The sequence below is a fragment of the Sphingomonas sp. GV3 genome, assembly GCF_031082075.1.
GTDB lineage: Bacteria > Pseudomonadota > Alphaproteobacteria > Sphingomonadales > Sphingomonadaceae > Sphingomonas > Sphingomonas beigongshangi.
Genome location: NZ_JARWLE010000001.1, coordinates 2,462,525 through 2,483,920, shown reverse-complemented (window position 1 = coordinate 2,483,920; position 21,396 = coordinate 2,462,525). Strand labels below are relative to the sequence as shown.

At 69.8% G+C, this 21,396-nt stretch carries 26 protein-coding genes and 1 tRNA gene; 14 read left to right on the top strand and 13 right to left on the bottom strand.

Features of this window, described 5'->3' with window-relative positions; all coding sequences use genetic code 11:
• Positions 1 to 33 precede the first annotated feature (33 nt).
• Both metW and RF701_RS11920 read right to left on the bottom strand, forming a co-directional pair.
• Positions 34 to 633: a methionine biosynthesis protein MetW gene (gene metW / locus RF701_RS11925; RefSeq protein ID WP_308815066.1), complete on the bottom strand. Its 600-nt coding sequence runs from the start codon at positions 631 to 633 to the stop codon at positions 34 to 36.
• Positions 630 to 1,748, bottom strand: coding sequence for a homoserine O-acetyltransferase (locus RF701_RS11920; RefSeq protein ID WP_210357405.1), 1,119 nt, complete (start codon positions 1,746 to 1,748; stop codon positions 630 to 632). The genes metW and RF701_RS11920 overlap by 4 nt, the downstream gene beginning before the upstream one ends.
• Before the next feature lie 110 nt (positions 1,749 to 1,858).
• On the opposite strand from RF701_RS11920, the gene hisC reads away from it, so the two are divergent.
• Both hisC and RF701_RS11910 read left to right on the top strand, forming a co-directional pair.
• On the top strand, positions 1,859 to 2,950 hold the full coding sequence (gene hisC / locus RF701_RS11915; protein ID WP_210357406.1) for a histidinol-phosphate transaminase: 1,092 nt from the start codon (positions 1,859 to 1,861) through the stop codon (positions 2,948 to 2,950).
• Between the two features lie 2 nt (positions 2,951 to 2,952).
• The gene (locus RF701_RS11910; RefSeq protein WP_210357407.1) at positions 2,953 to 3,858 is read left to right on the top strand and encodes a prephenate/arogenate dehydrogenase family protein; all 906 of its coding nucleotides are present in this window, start codon (positions 2,953 to 2,955) and stop codon (positions 3,856 to 3,858) included.
• A gap of 36 nt (positions 3,859 to 3,894) precedes the next feature.
• Here RF701_RS11910 and RF701_RS11905 read toward each other — a convergent pair whose 3' ends face one another.
• Genes RF701_RS11905 through ftsE form a run of 4 tightly spaced genes read right to left on the bottom strand, consistent with a single transcriptional unit; the run spans position 3,895 to position 6,723 of the window.
• On the bottom strand, positions 3,895 to 4,599 hold the full coding sequence (locus tag RF701_RS11905) for a lysophospholipid acyltransferase family protein (protein ID WP_308815065.1): 705 nt from the start codon (positions 4,597 to 4,599) through the stop codon (positions 3,895 to 3,897).
• Positions 4,578 to 5,114 (bottom strand): YdcF family protein, encoded by a 537-nt coding sequence (locus tag RF701_RS11900; RefSeq protein WP_203309008.1) that lies wholly within the window; start codon positions 5,112 to 5,114, stop codon positions 4,578 to 4,580. The genes RF701_RS11905 and RF701_RS11900 overlap by 22 nt, the downstream gene beginning before the upstream one ends.
• Positions 5,111 to 6,016 (bottom strand): permease, encoded by a 906-nt coding sequence (locus RF701_RS11895; protein WP_308815064.1) that lies wholly within the window; start codon positions 6,014 to 6,016, stop codon positions 5,111 to 5,113. Before RF701_RS11895 ends, RF701_RS11900 begins: the two co-directional genes overlap by 4 nt.
• Positions 6,013 to 6,723, bottom strand: a complete 711-nt coding sequence (gene ftsE / locus RF701_RS11890; RefSeq protein WP_308815063.1) for a cell division ATP-binding protein FtsE — start codon at positions 6,721 to 6,723, stop codon at positions 6,013 to 6,015. Before ftsE ends, RF701_RS11895 begins: the two co-directional genes overlap by 4 nt.
• Before the next feature lie 177 nt (positions 6,724 to 6,900).
• Here ftsE and RF701_RS11885 point away from each other — a divergent pair, with 177 nt between their 5' ends.
• Complete coding sequence (locus RF701_RS11885; protein WP_210357410.1) at positions 6,901 to 7,638, top strand: MJ0042-type zinc finger domain-containing protein; 738 nt, start codon at positions 6,901 to 6,903, stop codon at positions 7,636 to 7,638.
• A gap of 145 nt (positions 7,639 to 7,783) precedes the next feature.
• A tRNA-Leu gene (locus tag RF701_RS11880) sits at positions 7,784 to 7,870 on the top strand.
• A gap of 37 nt (positions 7,871 to 7,907) precedes the next feature.
• Here RF701_RS11880 and RF701_RS11875 read toward each other — a convergent pair.
• Both RF701_RS11875 and RF701_RS11870 read right to left on the bottom strand, forming a co-directional pair.
• A complete protein-coding gene (locus RF701_RS11875) occupies positions 7,908 to 8,507 on the bottom strand; it encodes a PilZ domain-containing protein (RefSeq protein WP_210357412.1) in 600 nt (199 codons plus the stop codon).
• Between the two features lie 295 nt (positions 8,508 to 8,802).
• On the bottom strand, positions 8,803 to 9,270 hold the full coding sequence (locus tag RF701_RS11870; RefSeq protein ID WP_203309012.1) for a hypothetical protein: 468 nt from the start codon (positions 9,268 to 9,270) through the stop codon (positions 8,803 to 8,805).
• 242 nt (positions 9,271 to 9,512) lie between these two features.
• Between RF701_RS11870 and RF701_RS11865 the strand changes: the two genes are divergently transcribed.
• The 5 genes from RF701_RS11865 (at position 9,513) to RF701_RS11845 (ending at position 15,067) form a co-directional block, all read left to right on the top strand.
• Complete coding sequence (locus tag RF701_RS11865) at positions 9,513 to 10,559, top strand: type III polyketide synthase (RefSeq protein WP_308815062.1); 1,047 nt, start codon at positions 9,513 to 9,515, stop codon at positions 10,557 to 10,559.
• Positions 10,556 to 11,245 (top strand): methyltransferase domain-containing protein, encoded by a 690-nt coding sequence (locus RF701_RS11860; RefSeq protein ID WP_308815061.1) that lies wholly within the window; start codon positions 10,556 to 10,558, stop codon positions 11,243 to 11,245. The genes RF701_RS11865 and RF701_RS11860 overlap by 4 nt, the downstream gene beginning before the upstream one ends.
• A complete protein-coding gene (locus tag RF701_RS11855; RefSeq protein ID WP_308815060.1) occupies positions 11,224 to 12,306 on the top strand; it encodes an FAD-dependent monooxygenase in 1,083 nt (360 codons plus the stop codon). Before RF701_RS11860 ends, RF701_RS11855 begins: the two co-directional genes overlap by 22 nt.
• 31 nt (positions 12,307 to 12,337) lie before the next feature.
• The gene (gene msrB / locus RF701_RS11850; RefSeq protein ID WP_210357416.1) at positions 12,338 to 12,751 is read left to right on the top strand and encodes a peptide-methionine (R)-S-oxide reductase MsrB; all 414 of its coding nucleotides are present in this window, start codon (positions 12,338 to 12,340) and stop codon (positions 12,749 to 12,751) included.
• Between the two features lie 171 nt (positions 12,752 to 12,922).
• Positions 12,923 to 15,067, top strand: a complete 2,145-nt coding sequence (locus tag RF701_RS11845; RefSeq protein WP_210357417.1) for a transglycosylase domain-containing protein — start codon at positions 12,923 to 12,925, stop codon at positions 15,065 to 15,067.
• On the opposite strand, the gene RF701_RS11840 is transcribed toward RF701_RS11845, so the two are convergent.
• The 3 genes from RF701_RS11840 to RF701_RS11830 are packed head-to-tail and all read right to left on the bottom strand — an operon-like array spanning position 15,040 to position 16,740.
• A complete protein-coding gene (locus RF701_RS11840; RefSeq protein WP_308815059.1) occupies positions 15,040 to 15,714 on the bottom strand; it encodes a SprT family zinc-dependent metalloprotease in 675 nt (224 codons plus the stop codon). The two genes, RF701_RS11845 and RF701_RS11840, sit on opposite strands and share 28 nt — an antisense overlap.
• A 10-nt stretch (positions 15,715 to 15,724) precedes the next feature.
• Complete coding sequence (locus RF701_RS11835) at positions 15,725 to 16,153, bottom strand: YcgN family cysteine cluster protein (protein WP_210357419.1); 429 nt, start codon at positions 16,151 to 16,153, stop codon at positions 15,725 to 15,727.
• Complete coding sequence (locus RF701_RS11830) at positions 16,150 to 16,740, bottom strand: SCO family protein (protein WP_308815058.1); 591 nt, start codon at positions 16,738 to 16,740, stop codon at positions 16,150 to 16,152. The genes RF701_RS11835 and RF701_RS11830 overlap by 4 nt, the downstream gene beginning before the upstream one ends.
• Before the next feature lie 76 nt (positions 16,741 to 16,816).
• On the opposite strand from RF701_RS11830, the gene RF701_RS11825 reads away from it, so the two are divergent.
• Positions 16,817 to 17,425, top strand: coding sequence for an ankyrin repeat domain-containing protein (locus tag RF701_RS11825; protein ID WP_210357421.1), 609 nt, complete (start codon positions 16,817 to 16,819; stop codon positions 17,423 to 17,425).
• A 7-nt stretch (positions 17,426 to 17,432) separates the two neighbouring features.
• On the opposite strand, the gene RF701_RS11820 is transcribed toward RF701_RS11825, so the two are convergent.
• Together RF701_RS11820 and RF701_RS11815 are read right to left on the bottom strand one after the other, a co-directional pair.
• Positions 17,433 to 18,098 (bottom strand): HAD family phosphatase, encoded by a 666-nt coding sequence (locus tag RF701_RS11820; protein WP_308815057.1) that lies wholly within the window; start codon positions 18,096 to 18,098, stop codon positions 17,433 to 17,435.
• Positions 18,095 to 18,769 carry a YggS family pyridoxal phosphate-dependent enzyme gene (locus tag RF701_RS11815; RefSeq protein ID WP_308815056.1) on the bottom strand — a complete coding sequence of 225 codons (675 nt, stop codon included), beginning with the start codon at positions 18,767 to 18,769 and terminating at the stop codon, positions 18,095 to 18,097. Before RF701_RS11815 ends, RF701_RS11820 begins: the two co-directional genes overlap by 4 nt.
• Before the next feature lie 21 nt (positions 18,770 to 18,790).
• Here RF701_RS11815 and RF701_RS11810 point away from each other — a divergent pair, with 21 nt between their 5' ends.
• The 4 genes from RF701_RS11810 (at position 18,791) to RF701_RS11795 (ending at position 21,376) form a co-directional block, all read left to right on the top strand.
• Positions 18,791 to 19,330, top strand: coding sequence for a thiamine phosphate synthase (locus RF701_RS11810; RefSeq protein WP_308815055.1), 540 nt, complete (start codon positions 18,791 to 18,793; stop codon positions 19,328 to 19,330).
• 71 nt (positions 19,331 to 19,401) lie between these two features.
• A complete protein-coding gene (gene epsC / locus RF701_RS11805) occupies positions 19,402 to 20,373 on the top strand; it encodes a serine O-acetyltransferase EpsC (protein WP_308815054.1) in 972 nt (323 codons plus the stop codon).
• Positions 20,370 to 21,140 (top strand): gamma-glutamyl-gamma-aminobutyrate hydrolase family protein, encoded by a 771-nt coding sequence (locus RF701_RS11800; protein WP_308815053.1) that lies wholly within the window; start codon positions 20,370 to 20,372, stop codon positions 21,138 to 21,140. The genes epsC and RF701_RS11800 overlap by 4 nt, the downstream gene beginning before the upstream one ends.
• Positions 21,137 to 21,376: a circumsporozoite protein gene (locus tag RF701_RS11795; protein ID WP_308815052.1), complete on the top strand. Its 240-nt coding sequence runs from the start codon at positions 21,137 to 21,139 to the stop codon at positions 21,374 to 21,376. The genes RF701_RS11800 and RF701_RS11795 overlap by 4 nt, the downstream gene beginning before the upstream one ends.
• The last annotated feature ends 20 nt before the right edge of the window (positions 21,377 to 21,396 follow it).

Below are 21,396 nucleotides of genomic sequence, written 5' to 3'. Positions count from 1 at the left end.
CACGCTTTGTTCCGAGCCGGTCGGAAATGTCGGTCAATTCCCCGGCGGGCGTTGCAGCAGGAACACGGCGTGCTGGGCGAGCAGGTTGGCGGCGGCCGAGCTGCGCTGCCGATCCCCCGAGAGGAACCACGCGCCCTCCACCCGCATGCCGCGATCCTGCAGGAAGGCGCGAAAATCGTCGATCGTCAGATGGTGGATATTGGGGGTATCGTACCATTGCTGCGGCAGCTGCCGCGTCACCGGCATCCGCCCTCCCCACAGCAATGACAGCCGCACGCGCCATTGCGCGAAATTGGGGAAGCTGACGAAGGCACGGCGCCCGATCCGCAACAGATGGTCGAGCACCACGTCGGGCGCGCGGGCGGTCTGCAGCGTCTGGCTGAGGATCGCATAGTCGAAGCTGTCGTCGGGATAGCCTGCGAGGTCCACGTCCGCGTCGCCCTGGATCACCGAGAGTCCGCGCGCCACGGCGGCGGCGACGTTGCGGGCGTCGATCTCCAGCCCCCGCGCGTCGCACCCGCGTTCGTCGCGAAGCGCCGCCATCAGCGCACCGTCGCCGCAGCCGACGTCCAGGACCCGCGTGCCGCGCGCGACATGGCCGGCGATCACCGCGAGATCGGGACGCAGGCTCATGCGCGGCCGCCCCTCAGGAAGCCGTCGACGACGCGGTTCATCTCCGGCGCGTCGAGCAGGAAGGCGTCATGGCCATAGGGACTGGACAGTTCGACGAAGCTCACCGCCGCGCCGGCGGCATTGAGCGCCTGCACGATGTTGCGCGATTCCAGCGTCGGATACAGCCAGTCCGTATCGAAGCTGATCACGCAGAACCGCGTCGCCGTGCGGCGAAAGGCGTTGGCGAGCAGTCCGCCGTGTTCCTCCGCCAGGTCGAAATAGTCGAGCGCGCGCGTGATATAGAGGTAGCTGTTCGCATCGAAGCGGTCGACGAAGGCGAGCCCCTGATGCCGCAGATAGCTTTCCACCTGGAAATCCGCGTCGAACCCGAAGCTCTTCGCGTCGCGCGCCTGCAACCGCCGTCCGAACTTCTCCGTCAGTCCCGCCTCGGACAGGTAGGTGATATGCGCCGCCATCCGTGCCACGGCGAGGCCCGCCGCGGGCGGTTCGCCGCCATAATAGTCGCCACCGTTCCATTTGGGGTCGGCCATGATCGCCTGCCGGCCCACTTCGTGGAAGGCGATGTTCTGCGCCGAGTGCCGGGCGGTCGAGGCGATCACCACCGCGGCGCGCACGCGATCGGGGAAGGTCGCGGCCCAGCTGAGCGCCTGCATCCCGCCCATCGAACCGCCGACGACCGCCTTGAGCGTAGCGACCCCGAGGTGATCGAGCAGCAGCGCCTGCGCCCGCACCATGTCGCGGATCGTGATGACCGGGAAGCCCATCGCCCATGGCCGGCCGGTCGCGGGATTGTCCGTCGCCGGGCCGGACGAGCCCATGCAGCTGCCGATGACGTTGGTGCATATGACGAAATCTCGCGCCGGATCGATCGGCCTGCCGGGGCCGATCAGCCGCGTCCACCAGCCCGGCTTGCCGGTCCGCGGGTGGACGGAGGCGACATGCTGGTCGCCCGTCAGCGCATGGCAGACGAGCACCGCATTCCCGCCGTCGGGCGCAAGCGTGCCATAGGTCTCGTAGCCGATGTCGACGGGCGACAGCAGTGCGCCCCCGTCGAGCCGCAGCGGCCCGGGCAGCGTCGCACGGCGGGACAGCCCGAAGCGCTGATCGTCAGACATGGACGGTTCGCTACGGCGGCGCGCGGGGCAATACAAGACGCGTCGCGCCGCGCCTGCGAACGCCCCGCGAGGATTGGCTTGCCCCGCAATCCCGCCTAGAGCACGCGGCCATGACCGCACCTGCTCCCAAGCCCTGGATCCTCGGCATCGCTCCCTATGTGCCCGGCCGCGCCACCGCGGACGATGGGCGCCGCGTCATCAAGCTGTCCTCCAACGAGAATCCGCTCGGCACGCCCGAGTCCGCGCGCGACGCCTATCGCAGCGCCGCGACCGAGCTGGAACGCTACCCGGACGCCGCCGCCGTCGAACTGCGCGCCAAGATCGCGGCGCATTATGGCATCGAAGCGGATCGGATCGTCTATGGTACCGGTTCGGACGAGGTGCTGCACCTCGCGGCTGGCGCCTTCGCCGGGGTCGGCGACGAGATCATCCACGTCCGGTACGGCTTCGCGGTCTACGAGATCGCCACGCGTCGCGTCGGCGCGACGCCGGTGATCGCGCCCGACGCAGACTATGCGACCGACGTCGACGCGATCCTGGCCGCGGTGACCGACCGAACGCGCGTCGTGTTCGTGGCCAATCCCAACAATCCGACCGGCACCTACACGCCAAGGGCGGACATCGCGCGGCTGCACGCGGGCCTGCGCAAGGACATCCTGCTGGTGCTCGACCAGGCCTATACCGAATATCTGGAGTCGGAGGACGACGACGGCGGCCTCGACCTGGCGCGTATCGAGCCGAACGTCCTCGTCACGCGAACCTTCTCGAAGATCTTCGGCCTTGCTGCGGAGCGGATCGGCTGGGGCTATGCCGCCCCCGCCATTATCGACGCGATGCATCGCATCCGCGCGCCCTTCTCGTTCGGTATCGGCGCGCAGCGCGCCGCCATCGCTGCGCTCGCCGACACCGATTTCGTGACGCGCAGCCGCGAGCACAATCGCGAATGGCGCGGCTGGTTCGCGCATGCAGTCGAGAGCATTCCCGGCCTGCGCGCCGTACCGTCCAAGGCGAACTTCGTCCTGGTGACCTTCGCGGGGCCGCTGCGCGCCGAGACGGCTTATCAGGCGTTGATGGCCGCGGGCTATGCGACGCGCTGGCTGCCCGGTCAGGGCCTTCCGGACGCCCTGCGCATCACGATCGGTTCGGAGGAGGACATGCGCGCGGTGGTCGAGGTGCTGCGCGCCGAGGCTGGCAAGGCATAACCATGGTGCCGTTCGCGCGGGTCACCGTCATCGGTCTGGGGCTGATCGGCTCGTCGATCGCGCGGGCCCTGCGCGCCTACAGCCCGACCGTGCGCGTGACGGGCTATGACGCGGATCCGTCGGTGCGGGAAACGGCGGTCCGCATCGACCTGTGCGATGATGTGGCCGACACCGCCGGCACCGCGGTGATCGATGCGGAGCTCGTCGTGCTTTGCGTGCCGGTCGGGGCGATCGGCGCCGCGGCGGCGGCGATCGCCGGCGATCTTCCCGCCGAGGCGATCGTCACCGACGTCGGCGGTGCCAAGGCCAGCGTCGCCGCGGCGATCCGCGCCGCGCTGCCGCACGCCGCGATCGTGCCCGGCCATCCTGTCGCTGGTACCGAGCACAGTGGCCCCGAATCGGGGTTCGCCAGCCTTTTCCGCGACCGCTGGTGCATCCTGACGCCCGACGAGACGACGCCGTCGATCGCCACCGCCCGCGTGCGCGCCTTCTGGGAGGCGCTGGGCGCGAGGGTGGAGGAGATGTCCGCCGACCATCACGACCGCGTCCTCGCCGTCACCAGTCACGTGCCGCATCTCATCGCCTATGCGATCGTCGGCACCGCGTCCGATCTTGAACAGGTGACGCAGAGCGAGGTGATCGCCTATTCCGCCGGCGGTTTCCGGGATTTCACCCGCATCGCCGCGTCGGACCCGACGATGTGGCGCGACGTCTTCCTGAACAACCGGGAGGCGGTGCTCGAAATCCTCCAGCGGCTGACGGAGGACGTCACGATGCTGCAGCGCGCGATCCGCTGGGGCGACGGCGACGCCCTGTTCGATCTGTTCACGCGCACCCGCGCCATCCGCCGCGCGATCATCGACCAGGGGCAGGACGACCCGGCCCCCGATTTCGGGCGCGCGCACTGAGCCTGGCGCCGACCTGATCGACGCGGACCGTCGCGCTCAGTCGTTCAGCACGTTGATCGCGGCATGGACCTGTGCCTCGATCTCGGCGCGCGGGAGGCCCGGCGGGATGGGCGCGCAGATCCGGATCGTCACGGTGCCCGATCGCTTCGCACCATGCCGCGGCCACACGCGTCCCGCATCCAGCGCGATGGGTACGACGGGCAGGCCCAGCGTGCGGTACAGGCCCGCGAAACCCGATTGCAGCGGCGGCCGCGCGCCCGGCGCGACGCGCGTCCCTTCCGGATAGATCAGGATCGATCGTCCCTCAGCGGTCAGCGCGCGCGCGTCGCGCATCATGCTGCGCAGCGCCGAGGCGGACGCCGCCCGGTCTGCGACGATCGCGCCGTACCGCTGCGCCGCCCAACCCCATAGCGGGATGCGCGCCAGCTCGCGCTTCAGCACCATCGCGGGGCCGCCGAGGATCAGCTGGAGCTCCAGCGTCTCGAACATGGCCTCGTGCTTCGCCGCGTAGAGCACCGCGCGGGTCGGCACCACGCCCTCGATGCGTACGTGGATGCCGAGCAGGTGGCGCGTCAGGCCGCGATGGAGCCGCGCCCAGCCATGCGCATGGGCGATCATGGCGCGGCGCCCGAACAGCGCCGCCACCGGCGAGGCGAGCACGATCGGCACCGATAGGCCATAGAAGGCGATCCGGAACGCCGTGGTGCGCAACCAGCCGCTCACAGGCCGACACCCAGCCATAGCGCGACACGCCGAAGGAGCAGCTTGTTATATTCGTTGATCAACGTTCCCATCCTGGGGCTGCTCGGCACACCGTCGCCGAGGATCGTCGTCTTCGGCCCCAGCACCGCGGCCAGTTCCATCTTCGCGCGCGGCACGTGCCAGTCGGACGACACGAGACGGATCGTCCGATAGCCGTGCGCGGCGACCCACGCCTTCGTCTCTTCCGCGTTGGTCCGCGTGTCGACCGCGTCGGCGCCCAGGTCGATGCAGCAGGCGAACAGCGCGGGCGACGTGTCGTATTCCCGCGCCAGGTCGACGGGGCGTACGCCCGGCGCGACGCCCGTGACGAGCATACGGTGCGCCTGATGCGCCTTGAGCAGCGCGATGCCGCGATCGATCCGGCCTGCGCCACCCGTGGGCACGACGATCGCGTCGGTCGTATAGCCCTCCAGCGGCCGCGGCAGCAGCAGCATGAAGGCCGCGAAGCCCAGGCACCAGCCGAGCGCGACGACGCCGAGCGCGCGGACGATCACAACGTCTTCCGCAAGGCTGCGAGCACGGCGATCCGCGCTGCCAGGGTCGCCAGCAGGACGAACGCGACGGGGAGCAGCAGCAATATCGTCCAGTCCGCCGGCGCCAATGTGGCGCTGCCCAGCAGGTCGGAACCGACCGCGGCGATCCGCGCCGCGACCAGGGCGAGTACGCCCATCGCCAGCAAGCCGCCGCCAATGGCGCCAAGTGCGGCGTCGCGCGCGATCCGTCGCTGGAACAGGCGCGCGACCTGCAAGTCGGTGCTGCCCAGCATGTGCATGATCTCGATCGTCGCGCGATGCGTCTCCAGCCCGGCGCGAGCCGCCAGTACCACCACGGCCGCGGTCGCCGACAGCATCAGCGCGACCAGGCCGAATGCCAGCCAGGTGACCGTCGCCATCAGGCCACTGACCGGCGACATCCAGCTGGCATGCCGGTCGACACGGCTGGCCGCGTCGATCCGCCGGACCGCCGCGACGACGGCCGCCGGGTCTGCATCGGCGATGAGGTCGACGTCGATCATCGCCGGCATCGGCAGATCCGCATCGGCGCCGGCCGCACCCAGCCAGGGCGCGAGCAGGCGGGTCAGCTCGGCCCGGTCGACCGGCACCACGCGCCGGACCTGCGGCAACGCCTTCAGGGCCGCCGCCATTTGCGCGGCGATCGCGTCGCGCTTCGCCGGGCTGCCCTCCACCACCTGCACGGTCATCCGGCCGGCAAGCTGCCGCTCCAGCGCGGTGGCCGCTTGCCGCGTGCCGAGCCCCGCTGCCGCGGCGAGCAGGGTCAGGAACAGCATGATGGCCATGACCCAGGTCATCGCGCGCAGCGTTCCCGCCTCGTCGAGCACGCGGCGATCCGCGCCGCCGCGCCGGGTCTCTCCGCCGCGCGTGCCGAACACGATCACGATTCGCCCCGCGGCGGGGGTGGGTACCGCAGCGCTCCCGTCGGATCGAGCAGCCGTCCCTTGTCCAGCCGCATCATCTGCGCGCCCGGTACGCGAGCGAGCAGCTGGAAGTCGTGCGTGGCGACGACCACGGTCGTGCCGAGACGGTTGAGCGAATCGAACAGGTGGATCAGCCGGTCCGCCATTTCCGGATCGACATTGCCCGTCGGCTCGTCCGCGACCAGGATCTCGGGCCGCCCGATCACCGCGCGGGCGATCGCGACGCGCTGCTGTTCGCCGCCCGACAGCGTTGCGGGCTTGGCGCCCGCGCGTTCGCCCAGGCCGACCCAGGCGAGCATCTCGCGCACAGGCTGCTCCAGGTCTTCCTCCGGCATGCCGGCGACCCGCAGCGGCAGCGCGATATTGTTCCAGGCCGACAGGTGCGGCACCAGCCGGAAATCCTGGAACACGACGCCGATCCGCCGGCGGAACCCGGGCAGGCGCCCGCGCGGCATCGTCACCGCGTCCTCGCCGAACAGCCTGATGATGCCGCGGCTCGGCCGCTGTGCCAGATAGAGCAGCTTGAGCAGCGACGTCTTGCCCGCGCCGCTGGCGCCGGTCAGGAAATAGAAGGCGCCACTGCCCAGCGTGAAGCTGATGTCGGACAGCGTCTCCGGCCCGGTGCCATAGCGGAGGCCCACATTCTCGAACTGGACGATATTCGCCATGCGCGTGGCTGGGACCGCTTCTTCCAAAAGGTGCCGTCGCAGGCCGTCCTGCCGGTTTCATCAGCCTTCGCATGACCTGCGTGCGGCTTCAAGCTTGCCACGGCAGGCGGACGCGTGCTTAGATTCGTACAGTTCGTGGCCACTGGCGGCCGCCGGTTCCCGTAAAGCGCTGCTCGCATGATCCTCGAATGTCCCGAATGCCGAACGCGTTACCTGGTCCCCGACAGCGCGATTGGCGTCGACGGGCGTACGGTGCGCTGCGCGAACTGCCGCCACAGCTGGTTCCAGGACCCGCCGCCGGCGCCCATCCCCGATGCCCAACCGCTCGCCGCAGCCCCGCTTGCGTCGTCTGCGGACGCGGACCAGCCGGATCGGGTGTCGCCGTCGCCAGCCGCCCCCCCGCCCCCGCCGCCCTTCGTCGAGCCGGATCCGATCGTCACCGCGCCGGCCTATGACGCCTTCGCGCACCGCCCGCCCTTCCGCCCGCGCCGCGACCCGTCGAAGCGCTGGACGGTCATCGCGATCCTCGCGGGTCTGCTGATGCTGGCCGGAGTCGCGGCGATCGTGTGGGTCGGCGCGCCGGGCCTGCTGTCGCGCGCGGGTTTGCCGGTCGCCACCGAATCGCCGCTCAAGATCAAGGACAATCCGATCGAGCGGCGCGAACTGGAGAACGGGTCGGAACTGTTCGCCGTGAGCGGACAGATCACCAATCCGTCGGCCGAGCGGCAGCGCGTTCCCGACGTGCGCGCCGAACTGCGCGATGCGCAGGGGCGGATCGTCTACAGCTGGACGATCACGCCGCAGCAGCGCACGCTCGCCCCCGGCGGCGCAATCGACTTCAACTCGGCGAAGCTCGACGTGCCATCCAATTCGAAGCGGCTGGAGTTGAGCTTCGCGGGCGAGGACGGGCGCTGATCGCGCCCTGCCGGCCGATCGTCCGCCGCGCCGGTCTTTTCGCCTGTTTTCGCCGCAGCCGCAAAAGGGGCGTTGCGCAACCCGATCGCCTTTGCTAGGGGCCTGCGCCTGCCAGACGCCGGTCGATCCGGTGTTCTTATCACGTGCGGTCGTGGCGGAACTGGTAGACGCGCAACGTTGAGGTCGTTGTGGCCGAAAGGCCGTGGAAGTTCGAGTCTTCTCGACCGCACCATCCTTCTTCGCCGGCGGCGAAGAAGGGCTTCAAAAGATCAGCAGCAGCCCAGGACGCGCGCGAGCATGTCGAGCGTCAGCGGGCTCGAAAAGCGGAAGCCCAGCTTTTTATCCTGCGTCCAGCAGACGACGCCGAAGACCGGCGTCGGCAGGTCGGGCAAGGTGATGCTGCCGGCCTGGCCGATTTCCGCGCCCGTCTCGCCTTCCAGCTTCGCGCCGCCGGGCGAGATATCGAGGATGTCGACCGCCCAGCGGCGCTCGAGCAAGCGGAGCGTGCCGCTCGCCTCCATCGCGAACCGCGGTGTGCGCATGACATGTCCGTCGTCGTCGCGGAGGCGGAACACGCGCGCGAGGTCCTGCGGCGCGTCGAATTCCACGCCGCCCTTGCATCCATTGACCCAGCGTATGGTGCCACGGACGGGCGGCAGGCCGCGCACCTCGATCTCCAGCCGGTCGTCGACGCGATGCGGTTCGGTAAACCGCACCTTCATGCCGCCCACCGATATGTCGTGGACGAGACAGGCCGCCTCCCGACCGGCATGACGGACCTTGCCGATCAGTAGGACGAGCGCGTGGCGTTGTCCGCTACGCCGGTCCAGCGCCTCCTGCGGCGTGACAGAGGCTGGAGAAGTCTGCATCATGGTGCCCTTGCGCCGACCGTGTATTGCGCGTTCGCGCCGGCGGACCATGATCGTCGGTTTCCGCCGTCTCCAGGCCGGCATGCGCCGGCCGGTCGACGTGACCGACAGCCCCCCGGCACGCGAAAGCGCCCGCATTCATCAGGGCGCCGATGATGAGGCGCCGGGGTTAATCAACCGCTACCGAACCATAACGGGTGCGATGTCGCCCCTCGGTGGAACCGGTTCCGGTAGCGGCCCGATTAATCCTCCGGATCGGATGCGATTACAGGCGTCAGATGCGGACCCGGCGGTCTCAGCGACCGTCCGCGCCGAGCCGCTGAAGATACGCGAGGACCGCCGCGTGGCCCGTGTCGCTGAGCGAGATCTCCATCCGGCGGCGGTCGGTCGGGTCGATCACGCGGTCGATCAGCTTGAGCTTGTGCAGATGATCGATCCAGCGCTGCGACGTCGTCACCGGCGCATTGGCGCTCCCGACCAGTGTCTTGACGTTCATCGTCTGCCGTTCCTCGTGCGCGACGAACAGCGCCAGCAGCATGTCCCAGGCCGGCTCGTGAAACAATTCGGCCGGCAGATAGTCGAAGCGCGCGCTGCGCTGTGCGAGCAACTGTCGTGCGATGTCGCTTGCATCGCGGTTCGTCGCGTGTGCCGACAGCGACGTCTGTCGCGCCAGACGATCCGCACGCCCGCCAAATTCAACCGCGATCGCGGACAATTGCGTGCTCAGATCCTTTACCAGCGTCGCGATGGATTCATTCGCCACGAAGCTCTCCCCGGCTGCTAGCGGATAGGCGAACTATCATTCGCCAGCGAATAAAAACAAGTTCATTCCGATATATCGCCAATTCGGTTTATGGTTCCTTTTGCTTCAAAACGGAGGCATTCGGCGGGATAAGGACGCGAAGACCGGCGATGGCGGCACCATGCGGCGTTCGCCGCCGCCGCGCGTTATGCAAAGCTGTCCCCCGGGCTCGCCCGGCGCGGGCAGTTTTTAGTGAAAGGCCCATGTTGTCCGCCTTCGTTCGTGCCATCGGTACCGCTACTCCCCCGCATGACATCCACCATGCCTTCATCGACTGGGCATCGGCGCGGATCGATCCCGACATGCGGCCCGTCTTTCGCCGCATGGCGTCGCGGGCGGGGATCGGCCATCGCTGGTCCGTGCTCGCCGATCCTGTCGGACCGGGAGGCTTCTACGCGGACCGCATGCCCGGGACCGAGGCGCGGATGGCCGTCTATGCGGATCGCGCGCCCGCCCTTGCGCTGGACGCGGTCGAAGCCCTGGCGCAGCAGATCGACTGCGGCGGGATCACCCATCTCGTCGTCGCCAGCTGTACCGGGTTCGTGGCACCGGGGATCGACCAGATCCTGGCACGGTCGCTCGGCCTTTCCCCGTCGGTGGAACGAACGCTGATCGGCTTCATGGGCTGCTACGCCGCGGCCGCCGCACTGCGCAAGGCACGTCACATCGTCCGGTCGGAGCCGATGGCGCGCGTGCTCGTCGTCACCGTGGAGTTGTCGACCCTGCACCTGCAGGACACGCATGCGATCGAACCGCTGCTCGCGATGCTCCAGTTCGGAGACGGCGCCGCCGCCGCGCTGGTGACGTCCGAAGCCGGTGGGATCGCGCTCGGCACCCCCTTTGCCGCCGCCTTGCCCGACAGCGCCGACCTCATCCGCTGGACGATCACCGACCAGGGCTTTGCCATGCATCTGGACGGCGCCGTGCCGGGGCGGATCGGCCACGCGCTCGCCGATCCGGCGTTTGTCGCGCGTATCACGGGCGGCCTGCAGCCGGGGGAGCTTTTCTGGGCGGTCCATGCCGGCGGGCGATCCATTCTCGACGCCGTCGGTCATGCCTTGGCGCTACCGCCCGACGCACTGGCGCAGTCGCGGCGCGTGCTTGCCGAAAAGGGCAACATGTCGTCGGTCACGCTGATGGCCGTGCTGGCGGCGATGCTCGCGGATCCGCCGCCGCAGCGACAGGGCGTCGCGCTCGCCTTCGGTCCGGGCCTTGCCGCCGAGGGACTGGCGCTGGAGCATGTCGGATGAGCCTGGCCCATCGCGCAGAGGAAGAAGAGCGCATGGACGCCGACGACCTGCCCGGCGACGTCTATACCGCCGTCGTCGCCGATCTGGCGCGCGTCAACAGCGTCACCCTCGCGCGGCGTCCGACGCTCGCCTTCCTCGATCGCGCAAGCGCCGGGCGCGACCGGCTGCGGCTGCTCGACGTCGGCTTCGGGGACGGCGACATGCTGCGCGCGATCGCCGCCTGGGCGCGCCGCCGGCGGATCGCGGTCGATCTCGTCGGCATCGACCTCAACCCCCGCAGCGAGGCGGCAGCGCGTCGGCATACGCCCGCCGATGCACCCATACGCTATATCACCGGCGACTACGCCGATCTTTCGGGACAGGGCTGGGACGTCGTCATCAGCAGTCTCGTTGCGCATCACATGACCCGCGACCAACTCGTCGCGTTCCTGCGCTTCATGGAAGAAGAGGCGCGCGCGGGCTGGTTCGTCAACGATCTGCATCGTCATGCCTTCGCCCATGCCGGCTTCCCGCTGCTCGCCCGCCTCGCCCGCTGGCATCCGATCGTCCGCCACGACGGGCGCCTGTCGATCGCGCGCAGCTATCGGCCCGGGGAGTGGCCACCGCTGCTCGCCGCCGCCGGCGTGTCCGATGCGCGCGTCTTCCGCGCCTTTCCGTTCCGGCTATGCGTCGAACGCCTGCGCTGATCGTCGGCGGCGGCCCGGCCGGCAGTGCGGCGGCGATCACGCTGGCGCGCGGCGGCGTGCGGCCGGTCGTGCTCGAACGCCATGCGGCGGCGGACGCGATCTGCGGCGGCTTCGTCAGCTGGCGTACGCTGGAGCGGCTGGCCACGCTCGGGGTGGATCCCGCCACGCTCGGCGGAGACCCGATCGATACCGTCGAGCTGTTCGCCGGACGGCACCGTCGTACCGCACCGCTGCCCGGCGGCGGCATGGGCGTTTCACGGCGACGCCTGGACGGCCTGCTGCGCGACGCTGCGGTGCGCGCGGGCGCGGCGGTGGAGACAGGGGTCACGGTCCGCACGCTGGAGAACGGTGTCGCGCGTCTCGCGGACGGCGGGGAGATGGCGGGCGACGCGATCTTCCTCGCCACCGGAAAGCACGACCTGCGCGGATCGGCACGACCGGCCGGCGCACGGGGGGAGGATCCGACGCTCGGCCTGCGCGTGCGCCTGTTGCCCTCCGCTGCCAACCGCGCGGCAATGGCGGGCCGGGTCGAACTGCACCTGTTCGACCGCGGCTATGTCGGGCTCGTCCTGCAGGAGGATGGCAGCGCGAACCTGTGCCTCGCCGTGCACCGCTCGCGCCTGAACGAGGCCGGAAACCCCGCCGCGCTGCTCACCGAACTGGCGCGCGAGGCACCCGTCCTGGCGGAGCGGCTCGCGGACCTGACGGCGGATCCGCCCGTCGATGCCATCGCCAATGTTCCCTATGGCTGGCGGGCGCGGACGACGGAGCAGGGGCTGTACCGCCTCGGCGACCAGGCCGGCGTCATTCCCTCGCTCGCCGGCGAGGGGATGGGCATCGCGATCGCGAGCGGCATCGGAGCAGGCCAGGCGCGGCTGCGCGGCGAAAGCGCGCCGGACTGGCAGGCGCGCTTCGCACGACGCATCGCCGCCCCCATCGCGATCGCCGGCGCGGCGCGTCGGCTGGCCGAAAGCCGCCGTGCAGCCGGTTTCCTTCCCGTCATCCCGACATCGCTCGTCGGCTGGGTGGCGCAGATGACGAGGGTCGGCCAGCGACCTTGACGCATCGGATATCGGGCGGAAGAACGGGCGTATGGATCAGCTGAACGTGTCAGAGGCAGAGTGGCGCAAGCGTCTCTCCCCCGCGCAATATCACGTTCTGCGCGAGGCCGGCACCGAGCCGGCCTATTCCGGCACGCTCACCGACAACAGGGCCGACGGGCTTTACCATTGCGTCGCGTGCCACCTCGACCTCTTCGACTCGGCCGACAAATATGACGCGGGGTCCGGCTGGCCCAGCTTCACCCGTCCCATCGCATCCGACCGGATCACCGATCACAGCGATACGCACCATGGCACGACCCGGACCGAGACGCGCTGCGCGCGCTGCGACAGCCATCTGGGCCATCAGTTCGCCGATGGCCCGCCGCCGACCAGGCGGCGCTACTGCATCAACAGCATCGCACTGGAATTCCGCGCTCGTCCGGTGCCGGAGACATCTGTCTGATCGCTTGCCGCCGCGCGGGTCAGAGTCCGATCCGATTGCTCGGACGCGATGCCGGCCGCCACCCCCGGCCGGCCGCCCGCACAGCGTCTCCTGGATGGGCGGTGAGGGCCGGCACCGCCTCGATCCAGCCTTGCTGGATCGCACACGAGCGCGTATCTGCGTCGCCTGCTCATGGCCCGTGCGCGTACCCCCCGCCCCGCCCCGCGATCCCCCTGGCGCCGCCGGCTGATCGTCACGCTCCAACTTCTGGTCGGCCTTGCCGTGCTCGCATTCGGCGCGCTCGTCATCGCCGTCTATGTCGCCCGCTCGCAGCTGCCGAGCTTCGACCAGCTCAAGTCCTCGCCCAACGGCCAGATGATCCGCGTCCATGCCGCCGACGGCACGGTGATCGCCTCGCTCGGGCCGAGCTATGGCGAGTGGCTGGCCTATGGCCAAATTCCGCAGGTGATGCGGGAGGCGACCGTTGCGGTGGAGGACCGCCGTTTCCGCAGCCATCCCGGCGTCGACCCGATCGGTATCCTCCGGTCGGTCCAGGTCCGCTACGAACGCGGCCACTGGGTGCAGGGCGGCTCGACCATCACGCAGCAGCTGGCGCGCAACGTCTTCCTGAACAACCAGAAGAAGTTCGGCCGCAAGTTCCGGGAATGGATCCTCGCGCTGGCGCTCGAGCGCAAATTTTCGAAGGACGAGATCCTCGAGCTGTATCTGAACAAGATGTACTATGGCGGCGGCACCTATGGGATCGACGCGGCCTCCCGCAAATTCTTCGGTCACAGTGCGAACAGCTTGAGCCTCGGCGAGGCTGCGGTGATCGCCGGCCTCGTCAAGGCGCCGTCCAACTATTCGCCGACCGCGGACGTCGATGCGGCCAAGGGGCGCGCCGGGGTCGTGCTGCAGCAGATGGTGCGCGCCGGCGACATCTCCCAGGCGGAAGCGGACGCGGCGGACGTCGCCGACCTCAAGCTGACGCCGGAAAAGCAGCAGAATTCGGCGCGCTACTTCACCGACTGGGCGCTGCCGCAGCTCGATACGCTGATCGACGAGACGCAGGCGCCGCTCGAGGTATGGACGACGCTCGACCCGGCGATGCAGAAGGCGGCCGACGCCGCGATCCGCGCCAATGCGCCCGACGGCGTGCAGGGCGCGCTGGTCAGCCTCGACCGTGACGGCGCCGTGCGCGCGATGGTCGGCGGCAAGGATTACATCACCTCGATCTACAATCGCGCCACGCAGGCGGTGCGCCAGCCGGGCTCGGCGTTCAAGCTGTTCGTCTACCTCGCGGCGCTGGAAGCCGGTCACAAGCCCGAGGACACGATCGTCGACGAGCCCGTGACGATCGACGGCTGGAGCCCGCGCAACGATTCGCGCCATAATTCCGGCCCCGTCAGCCTGCGCACCGCATTCGCCTATTCGCTCAACACCGTGGCGGCCAAGCTGGGGCAGGAGGTGGGCTTCACCACCGTCGCCGACATGGCTCGGCGTTTCGGCATCACGACCCCGATCAACACCCATCCCGCAATGGTGCTTGGTACGTCGGACGTGCGGCTGATCGACATGACGCGCGCCTTCGCCAGCGTCGGCGCGAAGGGCGTCGCCATCGCGCCCTATGGCATCACCCGGGTCACCGCCAACGGCCAGACGATCTACACGCACGAAGTCGATCGCAGCCACGTGCTGGTCGCCCCCTATGTCGCGGCCGAGATGATCGACCTGCTGCAGACCACGGTGAACACCGGCACCGGCCGCGCCGCGCAGATCGGCCGCCCGGTCGCGGGCAAGACGGGCACGACGACCTCGCTGAAGGATGGCTGGTTCCTCGGCTTCTCGTCGGGGCTGACAACGGGCGTTTGGATGGGCCGCGACGACGCGCGCCCGGTTTCCGGGCTGCACGGCGGCACCGCGCCGGCGCGCGCCTTCGCCGACTATATGAAGCAGGCGGTCGCGAACCGCCCGATCGAACAGTTCGATACGCAGGTGACCTTGCCGGAATGGCAGCTGGAGCCGGACGAGGAGAGCTATTTCGGCCAGCCGGACAATGGCGCCGCGATGGTCGATCCGGACGGCAACCCGCTCCCCCCCCAGGCGACGGTCGGCGACGAGCAGGACGGTGACGGCAGCACGCCGGCTCCGCAGCCCGGCCCGCCGTCGCGGACACAGCCGCAACAGCAGCTCGACGACCTGATCGATCGGGTCACGGGCCGCGACGCCGCTCCCCGCGACGACCGCCGCAACGCGCCTCCACCGGTCCGCCAGCCGCTACCGCGCGGCGACCTGCCGCCGCCGCAGCGTCAGCCGGACGACCGACCAACCCAGTGAAGCGCCGCGCCGTGCGTCCGCAGCCAGGCGCGCGCGGCGGTCGCATCGCCCTCGTAGAGCCGCGCGACCACCGCGTGGAAGGCGGGCGAATGGTCCATGTGGACGCGATGCGCCACCTCGTGCGCGACGGTCGCGCGGCGCACCCACGCGGGGGCGAGGATCAGCCGCCAGCTGTAACGGATCGTTCCGTCCCCCGCGCAGCTACCCCAACGCCCGCGCGCGTCCCCGATCGCGACCTTCGACACGGTGACGCCCGCTTTGGCGGCATAATGCGCGGTCTCCGCGGCCAGCGTCTCGAGTGCCCGCGCGCGCAGCCACGCTTCGACCCGGCGGGGCAGTGTCTCGATCGGGCCGGACAGCGACAACGTGTCGCCGATCCGCTCGACGCGCCGCCGGCTGCCCGCCGTCCAGCCGATCGTCAGCGTCTCGTCGGCCACGCTCAGCACCGCGCCGGGTACGAACGGCACCGCCTGCGGCAGGGCCGCGCGCTGGGCGGCGATCCAGTCCGCCTTGTCCTGTGCCCAGGCGAGGGCCGGTTTCATCGCCGCGTGCCTTGGCAGCACCAGTCGTACGGTGCCGCTCGCCGGGTCGACGACCAGCCGGATGCGCCGCGCGGTCGGGTGGCGGACGACCTCGATGTCCGTCACGCCGTCCGTCCTACAGCGCGCGATCGACGACGTGGTTTTCGAGATCGCCGACTTCGTCCTCGCTGACCGTCCAGCCGCGCACCGACTGTCCCGCCGCATGCACGCTCTCGCGGTCGCCGGAGATCAGATAATGCCAGTCTGGCAGCGGCCGCCCCTCGGCGCGCAGCCGATAGGCACAGGTCGACGGCAGCCAGTCGATGCCGCGGACGTTGCCCGCGGTCAGCCGCACGCATTCCGGCACATAGGCGCGGCGATGCTTGTAGTCGGAGCAGAAGCCGGTGCGCCGGTCGAGAAGGCGGCAGGCGACGTTGGTCGGAAAGACCTCGCCCGTCTCCTCGTCCTCCAGCTTGTGGATGCAGCATTTGCCGCAGCCGTCGCACAAGGCTTCCCATTGCCCGCGGTCGAGCTGCTCGATCGGCAGCTCCCAGAATTTCGTCATTTCGCCCAGCGTTCGATCTCGTCGGCCACCGCTTGTGGCCCCTTGTCGGCGGGCAGCAGCGCCAGCGGCTTGCCGTCCGGATCCATCAGATAGGTGGCGCGGCTGTGGTTCACCAGGTAGCCGCCGCCCGGCTGCGTCTCGCCCTTGCCCGAAAAGACGCCATAAGCCTGCGCCAGCGCGGCGATCGCATGGGGGCTGCCGGTCAGTCCAACCATCGCCGGCGAGAAGGCCGCGACGAACCGCTTGAGCACCGCCGGCGTGTCGCGCTCCGGATCGACGGTGACGAACACCGGCACGACCTTCGCCGCAAGGGCCGGGTCCTTCTTCGCCAGCAGCGCCATCGCCTGCCCGACCGTCGCCATGTCGGTCGGACACACGTCGGGGCAGAAGGTGTAGCCGAAGTACATGATCCGGTACTTGCCGGCGAAGCTGCGGTCGGTGACCTGATGCCCGTCCTGATCGGTCAGCGAAAACGCCCCGCCGATCTTCGCGCCGGCGAGCGGCGGCTCCCCGGGTTTGGCGCTGCCGCCGTGGCAGGCGGCGAGGAGAAGCGCGGCGGCGAGCGGGAGGCGACGCAGAATGTTCATGACCGCGCCAGCCATGATCTGTTACCGACGGCCGGGCAAGCCCGCTTGCGCGCCCGTCTTTGCCAAGGGACCATCGATGAACGCCCGCCGCCTTCTCTCCGCCGCCATCCCCGCCGCCGTTCTTGCCGCCACCGCCGTTCCCGTCGCCGCGCAGCAGCAGTCGGAAAGCTACAAATTCCTGTCGGCGATCGACAAGGAGGACGGCAAGACGGTCACCGACATGATCGAGGCGCCGGGCAGCACGATCATCAACACCAAGCAGGTGACCACCGGCAAGGGGGCGCTGCACATCCTGACCAGCCACGCCGGCACGCTCTACATGCAATATCTGCTGCAGCATAAGGCTGACCCGAACATCCGCGACGCGAAGGGCAATACGCCGCTGATCCTGGCGGTGATGGCGGGGCGCGAGGATCTCGTCTCGCTGCTGCTCGGCTACAAGGCCAATCCGAATCTCGCGAACGGCCAGGGGCAGACGCCGCTGATCCTGGCGGTCAACAATCGCGACGTCGAACTCACCCGCGTCCTGCTCGCGAAGGGCGCCGATCCGGATCAGACCGACAATCTTGCCGGCATGTCGGCGCGCGACTACGCGATTCGCGACGCGCGCAATCCGGCGCTGGTCGCGCTGTTCAAGGACCTGCCCAAGAAGTCGCGCGCGGCGGTGGCGGGTCCCAAGCTGTAGGCGGGACTCACAGCCCCACCAGCGTCGCCACCGCCGCGAAATCCGCCGCGATCGCATCGACGCCGATCGCACGCAGCCGGTCGGCGTGGCCGATGCCGCAATGCGTGCCGGCGCACACGCCGATGACATAGCCGCCGGACGCGACCGCCCCCGTCGCGCCGACCGGCGAATCCTCCAGGATCGCGCAGCGTTCGATCGGCACGCCGATCGCCTTCGCGCCGTACCAATAGAGGTCGGGCGCCGGCTTGCCCTTCGCGACATGCTCGCGACCGCTGTAGACATGGTCGCCGAACGCGTCGCCTAGGCCGATATGGTCGAGGTGGCGGCGGATCCACGCGGTATGGCTGGACGAGACGACCGCCTTGGGCAGGTCGCGCGGCAGCGACCGGACGAACGCGACCGCGCCTTCGACCGCGCCGACGCCCTCCGCCATGGCGCGCGCATCCTCGGCGGCGCGCGCCGCCTCGAAGTTCGCCGGCAGCGGCCCGCCGATCCAGCGCCGGATGGCATCGCGAAAATCCTCGCCCGACAGACCCATGAACTGCGCCATCGAATCCTCCGGCGTCGTCGGATGGCCGGCCGCGGTGAGCAATTCGGCGAGGTGCCGGTTGCCCGCATATTCGCTTTCGATCAGCACGCCGTCGAAATCGAACAGGATACCCTCGAACCTCACGCCGTCGCGCTCCCGCGCGCGCCGAACAGGGCGCTGCCCACCCGCACATGCGTCGCGCCCAGCGTCACCGCCGTCGCATAGTCCGCCGACATGCCCATGCTGAGCCCGTCCAGCCCATGATCGCGCGCCCGCTTGGCGAGCAGTGCGAAATAGGGCGCGGGCTCGACGTCTGCCGGGGGGACGCACATCAGCCCGGCGACCGGCAGACCCACGGCCTTGGCCTGGTCGATCAAAGCCGGCAGGTCGGGAATCGCGCATCCGCCCTTCTGCGCTTCCTCGCCGATATTGACCTGGACGAAGCAGGCGGGACGGCGTCCGGCCTTGTCCATCGCCTTCGCCAGCGCGTCGACGAGCGAGGGCCGATCGACGCTGTGGATCGCGTCGAACAGCGCCACCGCCTCGTCGGCCTTGTTCGATTGCAGTTGACCGACGAGATGCAGTTCGACGCCGGGATAGGCCGCACGCAGCTCCGGCCATTTCGCCGCCGCCTCCTGCACGCGATTCTCGCCGAACACACGATGGCCGGCGTCGAGCAGCGGCCGGATCGCGGCGGCGGCATGCGTCTTGGAGACGGCGATGAGCGTGACGTCGCCGGGCTTGCGGCCGGCAAGCTTCGCTGCGTGCGCGATTTGCGCGCGCGTCGTGTCGAGGGGAGAATTGGTCTCGGTCATGCGTGCCGCTATAGCGGCGCCGTGCGCGATCTGAACCGCAATCTGAACCCGATGCGCGCCGCCTGGCTGATGACTGATCCGCGCATGCCGGACGACCCGGTCGCCGCGCTGCGGGCGCTTCCGCCCGGCGCGGGCGTCGTCTTCCGCCATCGTGATCTGCCGCGCGCCGATCGCCATGCACTGTTCCTGCGCGTCCGCCGGATCGCCGCCGCGCGCCGATTGCGCATCTCCGCCGCAGGCGACCTGCCGGGAGCGCCCGGCCATGGCGGCCGTCGACCGCTGACGCATGCCGCGCACGACCGCAGGCAAGCCATCGCGGGCGCCCGCGCCGGCGCACGCTATCTGTTAGTGTCCCCCGTCTACTCCACCCGATCCCACCCGGGCGCGAGGCCGCTCGGCGGCCGACGCGCGGCAGCGATCGCGCGGGGGCTGCCGGTGGCAACGATCGCGCTTGGCGGCATGACGCCACGACGGTTCCTGCGCCTGCGTCACGTCGGCTTTGAGGGGTGGGCAGCGATCGACGCCCTGTCCCGGGCGGCGTCCCGCACGACCATCGCCTGACCAGGCCTGCTTGATCGGGACAAAGCTTTTCTTCCTATTCCCACTATTCCGATGGGATAACCTCGCGGGCGATGGGACACGCTCTTCCTTCCGGGATCGCGCCCCCCCTTGCCGGGGCGTCGATCAGCGATGCGGTCGCGGCGCTCGGTGCCGCACGCGACGCCCGGCGCGCGCGGCAAAGCGAAGCGCATCGCCAGGCACGGTTCCCGTCGCTCGGCGCGATCGAGCGGATCGTCATCCAATTGTCCGAAGCGCTTTACCCGCGCCGGCTCGGGCAGCTCCGCGGCACGCGGCTCGAGGAGGATCGGTTCGTCGCCGCGCGCATCACCGCCGCCTTCGCCGAGCTGGAGCGCGAGGTCGCGCACGAGCTCGGCTATTGGCAGGCCGAAAGCGACGCCCGCTTCGACGCCGACCAGCCCGCGACCATCGTGCGCCTGTTCGCCGCGCAGCTCGCCGAGATCCGGCGCCTCGTCGACAGCGACATCGACGCGGCCTTCGTCGGCGATCCCGCCGCGCGCAGCACCGACGAGATCCTGCTCTGCTATCCGGGCGCGATCGCCAGCCTGCATCACCGGCTGGCGCATCCGCTCCACGCACTCGGCGCGCCGATCGTCGCGCGACTGATCTCGGAACTCGCCAATGCGCGTACCGGCATCGACATCCACCCGGGTGCGACGATCGGCGAACGCTTCTTCATCGATCACGGCACGGGGGTCGTGATCGGCGAAACCGCGATCGTCGGGGATCGCGTACGGCTGTACCAGCATGTCACGCTGGGCGCGCGCACGCCGCTCGGCCTCGGCGGCGACGGACCGCGCACCCGCTATGCACGCCATCCGATCGTCGGCGACGATGTGGTCATCTATGCCGGCGCGACGATCCTCGGCCGCGTCACGATCGGCGCCGGCGCGACGATCGGCGGCAATGTCTGGCTGTTGACCGATGTCCCGGAGGGTGCGGTGGTGACCCAGCCCGAAGCCCGGGTGCTGCCGCGCGGTGCCGCGCACGCGCTGCTCGGCGTGCTCGCGGAACCTGCCGCATGACCGGCCAGCAACGATCGCTGAATGGCGTCCGTCCGCTGGTCGGCATCGTCTGCTGCAATGAACAGGCCGGACGACCGGTCCAGGCGGTCGCCAGCCGGTTCGTCGCGCCGCTGACCGCGCTTGCGGACGCCAGCGTGATCCTGATCCCAGCGATACCGGAAGCGGTCGATCTGCCCCGTCTCACCGCGATGCTGGACGGGCTGTTGCTGACCGGTGCGCGCTCGCATGTCGCGCCGGAGCGCTACGGCGGCGCGGCACTGCCCGACGGTCAGACGATCGATCGCGATCGCGACACGGTTGCGCTCGGTCTCGCCAGACGGATGATCGACGCGGGCAAGCCGGTCTTCGGCATCTGTCGTGGTCTGCAGGAGATCAACGTCCTGTTCGGCGGCTCGCTCGGCCCCGTCACCTCGCACCATCCCGGGGCCTGGGACGGCGATTATGATGCGCTGTTCGCTCATGCCCACGACGTCGAGCTTCCCGCGAGCGGCCGGCTCGCCACCGCGACCGGAGCACGGCGGCTGCGCGTCAATTCGGTTCACCAACAGGGCATCGACCGGCTCGGCGCGGGTTTGTCGGTCGAGGCGACCGGAGCCGACGACGGACTGATCGAGGCGATCTCCGCCTGCCCGTGCGGCGCCGGCGTGCTGGCGGTGCAATGGCACCCCGAATGGGATGTCGCCACGTCGCCCACCAGCCGCGCCTTCTTCACCCTGCTCGGCGCCGGTGTGCGCGGGCATCATTTCCAACAGGGAGATTACCAATGAAAACACGCTTCCTCCTGCCGTTCGCCGTCGCCGCGACGCTCGGCCTTGCCGCCTGCGGCGGCAACGGCGCCGCGAACAATGCCGCCGCGGCCGACGAGACGCTGACGCTCAACGAGGAAGGTGGGGCGGGGAATGACGCTATCGTCGCCGACGGCGGCAATCTCGATGCGCCAGCGGACAATCAGGCGCTGCCCGCCGACGTCCCCGGCAACGCCGCCGCGACGAACGCGCTCTGATCCTTTTTTCGGACACGCCT